Raw genomic sequence first — 15,591 nt, forward strand, 5'->3', positions numbered from 1 at the left:
TTATATTGACATCACGATCATTGCCCCCCTCTTTGAGGGACAGATGGGGCCGGAGCGTGAAGCGAAATTGTGGGATGTTCTCTTCCCGTTTTCGCGGCAAGAGCTTCTGTACCTAGCCGGCTGTCTCCTGCTTACGCCCAACGAGGCGCAGCAGTTGGGCATACAGAAACCCGGGGACGCCGAAGAGAAGCCCTAAAGAATAGATTAAGGAGCGTTCTTGTGAAGCTGTTTATAGGTCGAAAGCGTCTTTTTTTGGGGTTGATAGCGGTTTTAGGCCTTGCCGCACTTACCGGCTGCGATGCCTTCCCTATCCACTACACGTCGCCCGGCTACGAGAGCGACTTTGTGGAGGGCGATAACGGCACAGGCCGCCAGCTTGGTGCCGGCGGCACCGGTGTTGGGCGCATTAGCCAACAAGGTGGCAAGGTTGAACAGACCGGCACGACCACACAGGTACTTAGCAGCGGCGATGCCGGTGTGGTCTCAAGCCCCGGACCCGGCCGCTCTGGGCGCTAATCATCAAGAGCCTTCAAGCTTGTTTGCCTTCTGCCACTTCGAGCGTGGACAAAAAAGAAGGCCTTTTTTACCTTTTGGTGGCCTCTAACTCGCGTTCTACCGGTCGAATAGAGGAAGCGGCAACGGTTGGGGCAAGGGGGGCCGGCTCCAAAAGCATCTCTTTGGTGTACAGAAAATCGAGACGGTCGTAGTCGGCCAGCTCAAAATCTTTACGTAGCACAATGGCCCCTGTGGGGCAAGCATCTTGGCAGTAGCCACAAAAAACGCATCGCAGCATGTTGATCTCGTAGCGTGCGGCATAGCGCTCTCCAGGGGAATAACGCGCTTCGTCGGTGTTATCTGCCGCCTCTACATAGATGCAGCGAGCCGGGCAGGCACCGGCGCAAAGGCTGCACCCGATGCACTTCTCCAGCCCATCGTCGTAGCGAGTAAGGTAGTGGCGCCAACGCATTCTCGGATACTGCTCTCGCCGCTCCTCCGGATATTGCACCGTGCCACTCGGTTTGAGCTTCAGTTGCTGCTCCACATAGTGACGCAGGGTAATGCCCATGCCGATGGCGATGGCTTTGGCGCCTCCCACCGTCTCACCGACTTGGTTTTTAATGGCTCCAAGGCGCGTTAAGAACCCCATTACCTACTTTCCCTCCCCGAAGTCTCTTTCTGTAGAGGCGTCAACTCGATCAGCTTACCGGCTCCTTGTGCCTTGATCTTCTCTTGAAGCTTCATTACGGCGTAGATGAGGGCATCGGGGCTTGGGGGGCAGCCCGGAACGTACACATCTACCGGAATGATCTGATCTACCCCCTGAATGATCGCATAGTTGTTGTACATGCCGCCCGTGCTCGCGCAGGCCCCCATGCTGATGACCCATTTGGGGTTGGGCATCTGTTCGTAGATGGAGCGCAACACCGGCCCCATCTTCGTGGAGACTCTTCCGGCCACGATCATCACATCGGCCTGGCGAGGCGATGCGCGAAACACCTCCGACCCAAAGCGGCTAATGTCGAAGCGTGTGGCGGCAGAGGCCATCATCTCAATGGCGCAACAGGCAAGACCGAATGTCAGTGGCCACAAGCTGTTGCGTCGCGCCCAGTTCACCAACTCATCGAGCTTGGCAAGCACATAGGGCGTGCCCCCCGGCCCAAAGCTCGGAACCGGTGTAGCCGAGTCGTGCAATGCAAGCTCAACCGTCTTGTAGGCCATCACTAACTCCCGTCACCAAATCGTCGAAGCATTCGCTTGCGCTATCTTTTTTCCGATACGTTTCAGCGCTGCTCTGAGTTCTGCTCATTATACCCGCTTCTAACACCCCCACGTCTAAAGCCTATGGGGTTCTCGTTTCTCAGCCGATGGCTTGTGCCATTGGGGAGGCGCTGCCTGCGCCCTTCTTTTGGATGTTCAAGGCCGCATTCATGTCGCGATGGGTTTCCCAAACCGCAGTAAGGGCAGGAGTGCCACCGAACCGAGAGTTTCTTGGGGACGCTCTAGCCGCAGCCTGAACAGATTTGGGGCGTGTCGCGGGGGCTACTTCCACCACCAACCGACGGCACTCGCAGCCTTTCCATTCAGCGCAGAAAGGCTCGACCTCGCAGACGATACAGGCACACCAGCGGTCTGTCGGCACAGACCTTCAGGGAGCCGGTGGGCTTTCTTCTTCCACACGCCCCCCCATTCTATAAGGCGGAGAGCTGAAAGGTCTTCGGTTTGCTTGCAAGCCTGTGCCTATTTCGGCGCGGTAGGATTGGTGCCCGGACGCGGATTGAAGTCGGGCGGGAGTTCGTTCTTAATCCCTAGCCGATAATCGGTGGGAACGACCCCTATCTGGCGTAGACCGTAGCCGCTCTTTTGTGGCAGGGTGTGCACGATGTTTTCAGGAATCTCCACGTAACTCGGTGGAAGCGGAGACGCCTTGCCGGTTAAACGGGCAGGATCAAACGCCGAAAGGAGATCGGTGATGTCGGGGGTGATGTCGTCGAAAGGCCCCATGTTCCGAAGCCCTTTTTGCTCCCCAATGGCGCGACCCTTCTTCTCATCTGGCAGATCGGCCAAAGGCGTCAGGCCGAATACCGCGTCTACAAACTTCACCACAGAGGCGTGGTCGCCCACTTCATGCGCAATGTAGTGCGTGCGGGCAAAGGGAGAGATGAAGATAAGCGGCACGCGCGGCCCGTCCGAAAGCCATTTGCCGTCCGGCCCAACAGCCCGCATCGGCGGCGGCACGTGGTCGTAATCGCCCTCCGAATCGTCCCAGGTAATGATGATCGCGCACTGCTTCCAGTATGGGCTACGGGCGATATGGTTGATCGCCTCGGCCACCATTGCCTCGCTGATCTGGGCGTCCGAATAGCCGGGGTGGTCATCATCGCCGAGAAAGTTCTTCTGAACGCTGGGGTCGGGATCGCCCGGTTTCATACCAAAGATATTGCGATAGCCCCCTTTTACGTAAAACACCCCGCGATCCGGCAGCTTGCGATGGTCAACGGCTTCAAAGAAGTCCTCAAGCCCGTGCAGCGACTTGGCCATCTCCGGATTGTTGGCGATGTAACCGAAATACTGCGGGCCGTTGTGGTGCGTGACGTAAGAGGCATGAAGCCCAGCGGCGTCGGTGGGGTCGGCATCGTTGGCATCGGTTGGCTCTTTGTCAAAACCCTCCTCAAACCATCCCCAAGGAATGAGGTCTCCGCCGGAGTTGGAAAGAAAACTTACATCGTCAAGCACATCGGCCAGGTCTTTATCGGGGTCGCGGTCATGCTGGGTCACCTCTTTGGCTCGCTTACCCGTCAGCGACAACGGCAAGGTAGCGTAGGTGAGATTCAGTTGAGGAGGATAGCGGAGGTCTTCCGGATTATAGGGCATACGCCCCTCTGTGGTGCTATCCTCACGCGAACCCCAAAACGGATTGGCATCATTGAGAACCGGCACGCCGGGGCTATAGCCCCCCTTAAAAGCCTCTTCTGGATGGAGCATCCACTGAGTCAGGCCGCTTTGAGCCCCAATGATGGCGAGATTGCCGGGGGTAGAAGGGCCGGTCATCTGTTGAAAAATATGGTCGAAAAGCACAAAACGGTTGGCATAACGCCAGTAGAAAGGAATCGTGTCCCCATCCACATAGGCCATGGTAAGCTCGCCGAACTGCACCGCCTTTAGCGAGGGATTGCCCTCCCGCGAAATCCTCCGCTCCTCGGTGAGCGCGAAGCGATCCATCTGCGGCTTTCCATCCACAATGTGCATTTTGGCGACAATGCCATCGTGCGAATGATCCACATCGTCCGTATCCGCAGCAAACTCGGCCGGCCCAATGCGAAACGGGTGAATGGTGCGCGTTAGCCCGTCTACCCCAACAAGGGGTTGGTAAAACCCAGGAGTCTCCGCCGCCGGATGGGAGAATAACCCCTCCGCCCCAGGAAAGGTTCCGAAATAGTGGTCGAAAGAGCGGTTTTCCTGATAGAGAATGAAGACATAGCGAATCTTTTTGTGGATAAGTTCTAGCAACTCCTCCCGCGAGAGGGTAGGCTCCTTATCCGCAGGCACTGCATAACGAGCAATGGCCGGGTCGGGTCTTACATCCGCCAGAGGATTTTGCTGCGGGCGGCAAAAAGCGGGGCTAGCTGCCAAAAGGCTCACACCTACTCCAGCCAAAATAGACCATGACGCTTTTCTTAACACTTTGCTGCACTCCTCCTATCGGGGCTTACAAACATAACTGCATTAGTCTACTCCATTTGAGTTTAAGAGCAGATTAAGAGGGAGAATCTTGGCGCAAATTGCCAAAACAGACCCAAAAAGCGGTGAGAAGGAGTAGAGGAGCCACCTGCAGAAGCAGTCGGTCCATGCTAGTGGCGATATGCCAATGAAGGTTGTGCGGGGTGATGAGGTACACCCCCGAGTCGAAGGCCAACAACAGAAGCGCCACTAGGGCAAAGAACCGAGCCATCTCTTGTGCGCGCGCCCCACGACACAATAACCCCACAATAATCCACACACACAACAGCCCCCAGGCCGGATACCAAGGGCCGATCTGCAGCAGATGCAACGTCCATTCGGAGAGAATAGTGAGCAGGTGGGGCAGCGTATGGTTCGCGGCACGCTGCAGTACGCCGGGCACAAAAAGATCGCTGGTCAGATGCCATCTATGCTTCATCGTCGTCCAAGGAAGGTAGGCAAATAGGAGAAAACCCGGCCATAGCACAAGCCCTTGGCGCCTTAAGTGCCGCCGGTCTCTTGTGCAATAAAGGAAGGCAAGGAGCATAGCGAGATCGGCGGCCAAACCCTCATTCTTCGTTAAGGTAAGCCCTGCAAATAGCCATCCGGTAACCCAGAGCGCACCCTGCTCTCCCAAAAGCGTCAGCACAACCCCTATTCCTGTTGCGAGGAGATAGGCGGCGAGAGGAACATCCGCAAAGCCGGACAGCGCCATGTGGCCGAAAACGGGCATAGCCAGCAGAAGCGCACACCCCACCACGGACGGTGTGCGCCCTATAAACCGCAAGCCGAAATCGGCAAACAGAACGAGAATATCCACGGTAAAGAGAAGCCCTATGCACTGCACCCAACACTCTGAATAGGCACCGGCATGCGCGCACGTCCACCAGGTTTGTAAGGGTACCAACAGCGGATAGTCGAGATGGGCATAGAAGAAGTGATTTTGATCGTGCAAAATACCTAAGGAGCCGCCCAGCGTTACAAAGGCTTTCGCCTTAAGCTGCCAAATGGAATAACCATCCCAGTCAATGCCGAGCGCTAACCCCTGCCAAACCGTCACACACAGCGCTATCCCTAGCACGCCCCATGCCAGAATGGAAAGCAGCCGCTCCTGCGCAAAGCAGGAGACCGTTGTTTCTATGCACCTGGAGCAGGCTTTAGGTTGCCTGTTTGAAAAGATGCGCGTTCCGGCCCAAGAAGCCAGCACACCGACCACAAGCCCTGCATAGCCCTCCCAGAGGGCTAAATACCCTGTTGCAAACGCGATCGGTGAGACACAGCAGGCCAACATGGCCGCTCCCACCAGATGCGACACGGCAAGCTCGCCCCACCAAGTAGCCATCACCCGCGTAGGAGAGACCACTCTAAGAGCGCACCACCCTCCTATCACCAACACCCCTAGGCTCACAAGCCCGAAGAACGCGGAGAGAGAAAGAGAGAAGAGGCTGCTAGGCCTCTGCGGACGGAGGGAAAAGCCATGATAGCTTGAAGAAGCATAGAGCGAGGCGCGCTGCGCCCGTCCTACTAACCGCCAACCGGGGGGAATAGGCTGCGTTTGCGCCGCCCCATAGGCGATAAGAAGCTCAAACTGCCTGCTTGAGTTTTGTGGCAGAACATCCCAAAACAGATCGAAGTTCCACGGCAAAACAAGGTAGTGCAGACGATAGTCGAACCAGATGGCGTTGGGATTGCGATGCGAGAGCAGCAGGGCTATGGAACCCGGTTTCGGGCCTAAAGCGTCTATTTGGCGCGCCACCCACCGTGCGCTCAGCTCGTCCGGGTTGCTTTTCCATGTCGCCTCGAGGATGGCCGTGCGTCGCCAGGCAGCCATGGTATTGATGAGGGCCACCAGTAAAGATGCATAGAGCAACACCGTAAGAACTTTTGCACGTTGCAACGGTAGTGGTCTCTTTTGCTCCAACTATCTATCCTTATTCATCCGAATATCGCATGCCGATCGCGGCATCGGCAGGAACTTATCGGTTCGATGATGAACTCTATTTTAACATTGAACCCTTTCAAAACCTCCAGGAGGAACAGTTATGACCCGCCCCAGGCGATGGGAAAAGGTCTTCTTTATGTTTGCCCCGCTTCTGTTTGGCCTTCTCTTCATCACGCTTCCATGCCAAAAAGGCAGCGCACGCGTGCGTATGCGCCTAGACGACAACTGGCGCTTTCATTTGGGTGATATACCCGCTACCCTGCAGGGAGTGCCCATTACCCTGTGGCATTGGCAGCAAGGCGAAAACGATCCGAAGGACGTAATAACCTACTCGAACCCACAACTCGATACCTCCACCTGGAACACGGCCACGCCAGGACAAGATACGTTTCACGGCAGGGTAGGCTACAGCTGGTATCGCACCCTCTTGCCTTCTGTCTCTTACCCCCACCCCATGCTTCACTTCGATAGCGTGGACGACAACGCAACCGTCTATCTGAACGGCAAGTTCCTTCTTCACCATGAAGGCTGGGACGACCCTTTCGACGTGCCTCTGCAGAGCGCATGGCGTCCCAAAGGCCCAAATGTTCTTCTTGTTCTGGTGCAAAATACGGCCGGTGCAGGCGGCATCGGCAACACGCTCCTCATGCCCTATGTCAATCAGGATGCCGCCCGCGGTCCCGCCCTTCCCTCCTACAACGATAGCCAATGGCGCGTGGTTCATCTCCCCCACGATTTCGTGGTTGAGGGAAACTACGATGAACATGCCGATGGCTCCCATGGATTTCTGCCAACCAACGTGGCGTGGTACCGTAAACGCTTCTATATTCCCGCCTCAGCCAAAGGAGAGAGCGTCTGGATTTACTTTGAAGGCATCTACCGAGATAGCCGATTCTGGCTGAATGGGCACTTTCTGGGGCGACATCAGAGCGGATATATCGGCGTGCGCTACGATATTTCTCCGTTTGTGCACTATGGAGCGTGGAACGTGCTCGCCGTGCGTGTGGATGCGCGCAGCGCCGAGGGGTGGTGGTATGAGGGAGGCGGAATCTACCGCCATGTCTGGCTCACCATTGCCAACCCACTACACATCGTTCCGTGGGGCGTGTTTGTCACCTCCAAACTTCCGTCCTCTCATCAAGCCCTGCTTACCATCCAAACGGATGTTACCAACCAATCCAAACAGGCTCGCTCGGTTCATCTTCTCTCGCTCATCCTCGACGCCACCGGCAAACCGATAGCGCATGCCACCTCGACACTTTTCGTTCCTCAGGGGCAGACACGCCAAATCGTTCAAAACATCTCCGTACCTAACCCGCATCTCTGGTCGCTCGATTCGCCCTATCTCTACACGGCCGTAAGCCGCATCGAACAGGGAGATGAGCCGCTAGACGAGGTGAAAACCGAGTTTGGCGTGCGCACCATCGAGTTTCGCGCCGATACCGGCTTCTACCTCAACGGCAAGCCCGTTAAACTCAAGGGAACTTGTAACCATCAAGATTTTGCCGGAGTCGGCATCGCCATGCCCGATAACCTCTTGTGGTGGCGCATCGCAAAACTTAAGGAGATGGGGTCAAACGCCTATCGGTGCTCCCATAACCCGCCTTCTGAAGAGCTGCTGACCGCCTGCGACCACCTCGGTATGCTGGTGATGGATGAGAACCGGCATTTAGGCGATGTCTACACGCCTAAAACCCCTCACGGCGCCCCCTACTCGAACCTTTCCGACCTCGCGGCGATGATTCAGCGTGACCGAAACCATCCCTCCATCATTATGTGGTCTATGTGCAACGAAGAGCCACTACAAGGGACGGAGGAGGGAGCACGCATCTTTGCCGCCATGAAGAAGGTGGTTCTCTCACTCGATCCAACGCGCCCGGTGACCTGCGCGATGAATGGAGATTGGGGAAAAGGCATCTCGAACGTCGAAGACCTCCAAGGCGGGAACTATAATCCCGGCGGGTACGATTGGTTTCACCAGCATTTTCCCGATAAGCCCTTCTTCGCCAGTGAGGCGGGCAGCACCGTATCCGATCGGGGCATCTATGCAAACGACCCGCAAAAGGGCTACGTAAGCGCCTACGATCTCAATGCCCCCCCTTGGGCACAAACTGCCGAAGATGCCTGGCGTCCGGTGGCCGAAAGACCCTTCGTCGCCGGATGCTTTATATGGACGGGCTTTGACTATCGTGGAGAACCAACTCCCTACTGGTGGCCCTGCATCAACTCGCACTTCGGCATTATGGATATGTGCGGCTTTCCAAAAGATAACTACTATTATTACAAAGCGTGGTGGGGAGATAAACCCATCGTTCATATCCTTCCCCACTGGAACTGGCAGGGACAGGAGGGGAAACCTATCTCGGTTTGGTGCTATAGCAATGCCGACGAAGTGGAGCTTTTCCTCAACGGGCAGAGTTTAGGCAAGAAACCTATGCCGAAATGGGGCCATGTGGAATGGAGTGTGCCCTATCGCCCCGATACATTAGAGGCGAAAGCCTACGATGCCTCCGGTCAAACCGTAGCGACCGACATCGTCGAAACCACCGGCCCTGCAGCGGCCTTGCGGCTTCTACCAAGCACAACCACGCTCCCTGCCGACGGCGAGGAGGTAGCGCTCATCGAGGTGGATGTGGTGGATTCCCAAGGACGCACAGTTCCCACCAGCGACAATTTGGTTCATTTTCAAGTTACCGGTGCCGGCACCATTGCCGGCGTTGGAAACGGCGATCCGAGCTGCCATCAGCCTAACATCGCCGACTACCGCAGCGCCTTCAACGGGAAGTGCATGCTTATAGTGAGAGCCGGAGAACATGCGGGCCTCATCCATGTGCGGGCCTCAGCCGACGGACTTGCACCGGCTGAACTCACCATAACCACCACCCCCTCGGCGATGAAATAGGTTGTGTAGGGGTAGGCTTCGTGCCTACCCTTGTCTGCAGAAAGCAAAGGCAACCCAAAAAGGAGCGAACAGAAGATGCGGTTGTGGTACAAGCAGCCTGCGCGCGCCTGGGAAGAGGCGCTGCCGCTGGGCAATGGGCGCCTGGGCGCGATGGTGTTTGGCGGATGGCCTACCGAGCGCCTGCAATTGAATGAAGACACCCTCTGGTCCGGCGCCCCACGCGATTGGAACAACCCTCAGGCGCGTGAAGTGCTTCCTGAGGCGCGCCGTGCCCTGCTGGCCGAGAACTATCACGAGGGGGATGCGCTGTGCCAGAAGATGCAAGGCCCCTACAACGAGTCTTACCAACCCCTCGGCGATCTCTATCTGGACTTCGATTCTGGACAGGCGCCGCCCGAAGACTATGTACGAGACCTAAACCTAGACACGGCAATTGCCACCGTTCGCTATCGGCTTGGCGCCACCCAATTTACACGCGAGGTCTTCGCCTCCCATCCTGCCCAGGTCATCGTGATGCGTCTGACCTGCGATTCGCCAGGAGGCCTCACCTTTACGGTACGTCCCACCAGCCCGCATCCCTCAACGCTCGAAGGCGTCGCCGCCGATACCCTCCTGCTACAAGGGCGCTGCCCGGCGCACATCGCTCCAAACTACCTTAACGCGCCGAATCCGGTTATCTACTCCGACACCCCCGACGGGCCGGGCATGCGGTTCGCACTTTACGTGCATGTGAAAGCAAAGGGCGGGCATCTCCAAACAACCGCCCACGGTCTCCGTGTCGAGGGGGCAGATGAGGTCGTGCTTATTCTATCGGCCGGTTCGAGCTTTAACGGTTTTCGTAACCCGCCGAGCACCGATGTAAAAAGCGCTATCGCCCGCGCCCATGCCCCCTTAGCCAAAGCCCAAGGACGCACCTACGAGGCGCTGAAAGATGAACATGTGTGTGATCACCAAAGCCTGTTCCACCGAGTTAGTCTCGATCTAGGTTCCTCTGAAGGGGAAATGTTGCCCACCGAAGAACGGCTTGTGCAGAGCAAACACCGCCCCGACCCGGGTTTGGCAGCGCTGCTTTTCCAATACGGCCGCTACCTGCTTATCGCCTGCTCACGCCCCGGAACGCAACCGGCGAACTTGCAAGGCATCTGGAACCACGAACTGCGTCCGCCTTGGAGTTCCAACTACACGCTGAACATCAATGCCGAAATGAACTACTGGCCTGCCGAAAGCTGCAACCTTTCGGAATGCGCCGAACCGCTGTTCACATTCATCCGTGAGCTTTCTGAAAACGGGCAGAAGACGGCTCGCATCAACTACGGAGCGCGCGGATGGACAGCCCACCATAATGCCGATCTCTGGCGGCAAACGGCTCCGGTTGGAGAGGGGCGAGGCGACCCCGTATGGGCGAACTGGCCTATGGGAGGCGCCTGGCTCTGCCGGCATCTTTGGGAGCATTTCCTCTATACCCATGATGTCCACTTCTTGCGTGAGTTCGCCTATCCCTTAATGAAAGGCGCGGCAGAGTTCTGCCTCGACTGGCTCATCGAAGATGGTAAAGAGCATCTCGTAACGGCTCCATCCGTCTCACCAGAGCTGCGCTTCATTGCGCCCGATGGACAGTCGGCCGCTTCTAGCGTCGCCACCACCATGGATATGGCCATTATTCGTGAGCTGTTCGGCCACTGCATCGAGGCGGCCGAGGTGCTTAAAACCGATCCGGAGTTTGTGGCGCAGTTGCGCAGCGCGCGGGCACGACTTTTGCCTTATCAGATCGGCTCGCAGGGGCAGATTCAAGAGTGGTACAAAGATTTCCCCCCGACCGACCCTCATCATCGCCACATGTCGCCTCTCTATGGGCTATTTCCCGGCAATGAGATAACACCCGATGGAACACCGGAACTGGCTCAGGCGGCCCGGCGCTTCATGGAGATACGCGGTGATGCCGGCACCGGCTGGTCACTGGCGTGGAAAATTAACCTCTGGGCCCGCCTGCGTGACGGCGACCATGCGCATAAACTGGTGAACGATCTACTTACCCCGGTAGATGTAACCGGCATACAGGTGCATGGTGGCGGGGTCTATTTAAACCTGTTCGATGCGCACCCGCCTTTCCAAATAGACGGTAACTTCGGGTTTACCTCCGGCGTGGCCGAGATGCTCCTGCAAAGCCATGAAGGCTACATCGCGCTGTTGCCGGCACTACCTACCGCCTGGCCTAAGGGTTCGGTTCGTGGGCTTCGCGCTCGCGGCGGTTTCGAGGTGGACATCACTTGGAACCAGGGCGCCATGACGGGGGCGAAAGTGCGCGCGCTGCGCTCGGCTCCATGCCATATACGAGCCGCAGCAAGAATGGCCGTCCTTCATAAGGGCAAACGGCTAACACAGGGCGATAAGGAGGTGCGTTTCGAGGCGCAAGCCGGCGAGGAGTACACGATCTCTGTGATCTCCTAGCTCGCGCCCGAATCTGCCGGCAACAACAACGTGCTGCCCAAAAGCACGCCCACAAGCGCCCCACCTGCCATGCTCGATGTGGCTAAAACGGGGTTAAAACAGCCCACGATGGCCGTTGCAGCCCACATCGCCTGTAGGGTAATGTGGCATAGCGAACGCCCTTTGATAGCTCTTACTACAAGATAAACGGCCAGCAAAAACAGCACGCCCCCTATCACACCGAACTGCTCTAGCCACTGCAGTAACAGATTCTCAGGGTCGTATGCCACATAGTCAACGATATTATCCTCAGTTGCCAGTGAGATGTAGCCCAAGCCGGCTCCAAAAAGCCAGTGCTTCGCAAAGACGTGGAAACCGTGGCGCCACAGGCGCAGATGGCCGAGAGAGGAGCGATCGGTCGAAACTCGATTAATATGTCCCCACAACCGCATCCCGTTGATGAACAGAATAGCTCCTAAGGAGGCTGTTATCCCGCCCCAAAACCAAGCCGATCTCAACGGGCTTTGCCTACGCTGTTCTGTAACCTTCCACAACATCCAAACGGTTGCGACAGCGAGGCCCAGCGCCGCGGCACGGCTGCCGGAGAGCGCGAGCAGACCCATCAGCCCGAAAAAACAGAGACCGCTCAGCGCTCGCTGCCAAAGCGGCCTCGGCTCCAGTAAGAACAGACAGGTTATCGGCAACGCCGCCGCAGCCATTAACCCCAGAGTGTTTGGCGCGTCAAACGTGCCTCCGGCACGCCGAACCGTTCCCGAAACCACAATATGCTTGGCATGCAGGTAGGCGGTAAAGGCATAGCCCTCCTGAAGCAATACTAGCGCAAGCAGGAGGACTAGCGCGTACCGAAAACGCCCACAAAGGCGCGTTGCCAACAGCCCAGCTCCAATAGGCGCCAAGAGGTAAATACAGCAACGCAGCGTGCCCAAGCGCAAAGGCGGATAGAAGCAGTAGAGAATGTGCACCGCAAAGAGGCCCCCCAGCAGCAGCCAAAGCCTCTGCGCGTTCGCATCCGCTCGACTTACTCTTTCGTAGGACAGCCAAACCAGAGCGATGATCGGTAAAAGCAAGACCTCCTGTCCCAAAGTGAAATAGATGCCATCCTGTTCTAAGAAATCGTAGGTCTGAAGGGGCAGCAGGCGGCCAAGGAAGGTGTCTGGCAAGAGGAAGAAGCCTAACACAATAACAGCCAGGCCGATGCGTAACGGCCAAATGACAGAGGCTGCGAGGCGCCTAGTGGCCAACGATGATGTCACGAGCGTCATTGTTTTCCTTAACGAGAATAACGCCATCCCATCGCCGCTGTAAGTATCCATAACTCCAGTTAGATAGGTAGTACCGTCCCGGCCCAACAGGGTCGGCAACGGTTACTCCGGAATCGGTATATCCAATCAACGCGATGAAGTGGTTGCAATCTACATGCAGAATACCCAAAACCCTCCTTCTTTTCAAATCCAAAACGGTCATCGCATAACCGGTCAGACGGACTCGATAGCGGGCAGCAACAGTTTGTAATGTTGTCATTTTTTATTTTAGTTCTCAAGCGTATCGCCATTTCAACCAACTCCTTCAAAGCAGGTGTTAACGGATTATCTTCTTTTATTTCACTGCTTGGTTGTATATTTTTCACTGGCCTAGGCACCTCTCTGTCTTCGCCTCCATCCAATAAAAATGCCGGAAAGGATCAGCACCAGGGCGGTAAGGCTGCCGATAAATAGCCAAGCAAAGAGGTAGTGCTGCTCATTGGCCTTAACCGATCGAGGGTCAAGAATCCATCCTTTATCGGTTACATGATAAATCAGATGCTTATCCACATCATACACGTCGGAGCCAACCGGCAATTTAGGCGTGAATAGACTATCAGGCACATCGAAGGAATATCGAATGTCTTTGAATTCCTCAACGCTCGTTACCTCTGGCGTACTTCCTGACTTTGCTGATAGATGCACTATCTTACACTTAATAGGTAACCAGACACCGTTGAGTAGCATAGCTTGCTCGCAAACCGCCCGTGTCTCTGTAGCTACATCACGTCCTCTAGCTCTCATGCTACTGCGTACGGCAATATAGCCATATTCTGGCGCAATCCAAAATTGGTAGTGAAGTGCATAGGTTTTATCATCTCCATCGAGGATATATAATCGGCCAAATCGGTTATCATAGATCACTCTTGATATATGAAAAGGAAACTCAGAAACCGTGTCGGCATTCCAGCCCACTTCAAAGGTATAGCTACAATCTAGCGGGGAGGCCCAGGTAGCGGCTTGTGACCTATTCTTCAGTGTATCCGTTAATTTAGAGGTTGTGCTCAGTCTCGATATCGAATTTTGCTGCTTTCCATCGTATATTTCCGTATCCTCTTCTTGGGTTGGATCTTGGAGCGGCGAAAAATGGCAATATACTTTGTTCCCTTTGTAAGCAACTTCAATTTGGTCTGTCACTACCGGAGGTTGGAGTGGAATATGAAGAGGTGCATTCTGCAAAGGGCCTAAATCGCTCGGATTCACACTGGGATGCCCAGCATCCATCGTTCGAGTCACCTTGATACACGTCACGCGTACTGGCGGAAACTGCTTTTTGGCCTGTTTCAAAGCTTCGCGAATATCCAATATACTCAAGGCTTTCTGAGGCGTCGGAGATAGTCCGCTTTTTGGGCGAGTGTAGGAAGATAGAGTACGGTAATCAAAAAAACACTAATCAACACCACAGTAGTGCGGAACATCTCCCGCCTCCGTCAAAGCAGTGAAAACATTAAGCCTCCACCTCATCGCACGATTATTAACCGAGCCCACAGATTGGCAGATTCGTCGGATGATAATACCCAACGACCCTTCCAACGCATGCAGGAAGTGACCAGAATATATAGGTGGGGCAGTCATAATAAACAAAATTTGAGCAATCGCCAGGGCCTATAACCGGTTGGCATTGGTAATTTGGCTTGTAAATTAATTGTTCAGACAATGCTTTTCCATTAAGAAAGACCCCACCGATGCATTTAACTGGGCTCGTGCATACGAGTTTCTGACACACACTTCCAGCGCCGCGCAGAGTTGAAAGTGCTTTTGAAGAGAGTATGTGGGTAACAAACACATGCGCCTGTGGATCGGTTGTACCAACCCCAAAGAGGCCAATCGTCAGCCCTAAAAGGCTTAACATCAGCCCTATCACCTGGATGTTTTTCATTTGACTTTTGTCCTTTCTGGATAAGATAGTCTATAGCCTATGAGGCCGTTGATAAGCTAGAAGCCCGTGGCTCCCAGTGAAGCAAATAGCGTAGGCTAACACTTAGGTAGCCTATGAGGAAAAGATTTAAGACGATCTCTAAAAATGGAGGCATCTTGAACCATACCCCGAAGCAGGTGCAGGGAACAGGTATTTGCTCAATCAGACGCCATAGCCCATAGCCAAGATAAACACCGCTTAGCATGAGCGCTGTCTTCAAAGCTATCAGCCGTGTTGGGCTATACAGACACCCTAAAGCGATACAGACCTCTACGAAGAGCAGCGCCTTTGCAAATAACACGACCCAACCCTCCGGAATAAGCTGTGCGATGCGCACGGTATCTACTAGGTTGGAAAAGGATTGTAGTTTGGCTATAGCGGCCAAACCATATAACACACCGATCGGAAAGGCGATGAGAAAACTGGGGATATTCTCTTGTGCTCGCTTGCCCATTTTTTACTTCCTTTATTCCTACTTGCATCAAGTATAACAAGAGTTTTTATCCGAGTCAAGGCTTACAATACACCCTACGGATACATTTTAGTCTCCTCTTTATGCAGTTTCTGTTAAGAACTGTTACGCACCTCCGGTACCCCTAAAATAACAAAACCCCTCTGCAGTGGCAGAGGGGTGTCCGCACAACAAAAATTTTGGCTTTACTTATCGCCTTCGGCTGCATTCTCGATGGCAGCCTGGGCGGCGGCCAAACGCGCGATGGGTACACGGAACGGCGAGCAGGAGACGTAGTCCAGCCCAATACGATGACAGAACTTCACGCTATCGGGGTCGCCGCCATGCTCTCCGCAGATTCCTAACTTGATGTCCGGCCTCACCCGTTTGGCCGATTCGGTGGCCATGCGC

Annotated in this window: 13 protein-coding genes; 4 read left to right on the top strand and 9 right to left on the bottom strand. The window is 55.2% G+C overall.

The genetic code is table 11. The annotated features are described in order from the left end of the window. Together VKV29_RS14680 and VKV29_RS14685 are read left to right on the top strand one after the other, a co-directional pair. The coding region (locus VKV29_RS14680) for a hypothetical protein (protein WP_324202070.1) at window positions 1–196 on the top strand (196 nt) is incomplete at its 5' end. A 23-nt stretch (window positions 197–219) separates the two neighbouring features. Next, a complete protein-coding gene (locus tag VKV29_RS14685) occupies window positions 220–516 on the top strand; it encodes a hypothetical protein (protein WP_324202071.1) in 297 nt (98 codons plus the stop codon). 67 nt (window positions 517–583) lie between these two features. Here the strand turns inward: VKV29_RS14685 and nuoI are convergent, their stop codons facing one another. The 4 genes from nuoI to VKV29_RS14705 form a co-directional block, all read right to left on the bottom strand. Further along, window positions 584–1,147 carry an NADH-quinone oxidoreductase subunit NuoI gene (nuoI, locus tag VKV29_RS14690; RefSeq protein ID WP_324202072.1) on the bottom strand — a complete coding sequence of 188 codons (564 nt, stop codon included), beginning with the start codon at window positions 1,145–1,147 and terminating at the stop codon, window positions 584–586. After that, window positions 1,147–1,719, bottom strand: a complete 573-nt coding sequence (locus VKV29_RS14695) for an NADH-quinone oxidoreductase subunit B family protein (RefSeq protein WP_324202073.1) — start codon at window positions 1,717–1,719, stop codon at window positions 1,147–1,149. Before VKV29_RS14695 ends, nuoI begins: the two co-directional genes overlap by 1 nt. A 519-nt stretch (window positions 1,720–2,238) precedes the next feature. Further along, window positions 2,239–4,182 carry a phospholipase C gene (locus VKV29_RS14700; RefSeq protein ID WP_324202074.1) on the bottom strand — a complete coding sequence of 648 codons (1,944 nt, stop codon included), beginning with the start codon at window positions 4,180–4,182 and terminating at the stop codon, window positions 2,239–2,241. Window positions 4,183–4,255: 73 nt separating this feature from the next. Beyond that, window positions 4,256–6,115, bottom strand: coding sequence for a hypothetical protein (locus VKV29_RS14705; protein ID WP_324202075.1), 1,860 nt, complete (start codon window positions 6,113–6,115; stop codon window positions 4,256–4,258). Window positions 6,116–6,260: 145 nt separating this feature from the next. Between VKV29_RS14705 and galA the strand changes: the two genes are divergently transcribed. Further along, entirely contained in the window at window positions 6,261–9,062 is a 2,802-nt protein-coding gene (gene galA, locus VKV29_RS14710; RefSeq protein ID WP_324202076.1) for a beta-galactosidase GalA, read from the top strand. A gap of 75 nt (window positions 9,063–9,137) precedes the next feature. After that, the gene (locus tag VKV29_RS14715) at window positions 9,138–11,510 is read left to right on the top strand and encodes a glycoside hydrolase family 95 protein (protein ID WP_324202077.1); all 2,373 of its coding nucleotides are present in this window, start codon (window positions 9,138–9,140) and stop codon (window positions 11,508–11,510) included. On the opposite strand, the gene VKV29_RS14720 is transcribed toward VKV29_RS14715, so the two are convergent. The 5 genes from VKV29_RS14720 to VKV29_RS14740 all read right to left on the bottom strand — a co-directional run. Next, window positions 11,507–12,763 carry an O-antigen ligase family protein gene (locus VKV29_RS14720; protein ID WP_324202078.1) on the bottom strand — a complete coding sequence of 419 codons (1,257 nt, stop codon included), beginning with the start codon at window positions 12,761–12,763 and terminating at the stop codon, window positions 11,507–11,509. The two genes, VKV29_RS14715 and VKV29_RS14720, sit on opposite strands and share 4 nt — an antisense overlap. After that, on the bottom strand, window positions 12,741–13,031 hold the full coding sequence (locus tag VKV29_RS14725) for a cysteine peptidase family C39 domain-containing protein (protein ID WP_324202079.1): 291 nt from the start codon (window positions 13,029–13,031) through the stop codon (window positions 12,741–12,743). The genes VKV29_RS14720 and VKV29_RS14725 overlap by 23 nt, the downstream gene beginning before the upstream one ends. Before the next feature lie 110 nt (window positions 13,032–13,141). Beyond that, on the bottom strand, window positions 13,142–14,116 hold the full coding sequence (locus VKV29_RS14730; protein ID WP_324202080.1) for a hypothetical protein: 975 nt from the start codon (window positions 14,114–14,116) through the stop codon (window positions 13,142–13,144). 611 nt (window positions 14,117–14,727) lie between these two features. After that, the gene (locus VKV29_RS14735) at window positions 14,728–15,183 is read right to left on the bottom strand and encodes a MauE/DoxX family redox-associated membrane protein (protein WP_324202081.1); all 456 of its coding nucleotides are present in this window, start codon (window positions 15,181–15,183) and stop codon (window positions 14,728–14,730) included. 203 nt (window positions 15,184–15,386) lie between these two features. Further along, window positions 15,387–15,591 (bottom strand): putative PEP-binding protein (locus VKV29_RS14740; RefSeq protein ID WP_324202082.1); only part of this gene is annotated, 205 nt, incomplete at its 5' end.

The sequence above is a fragment of the Chthonomonas sp. genome (genome assembly GCF_035294165.1).
Taxonomy (GTDB): Bacteria; Armatimonadota; Chthonomonadetes; order Chthonomonadales; family Chthonomonadaceae; genus Chthonomonas.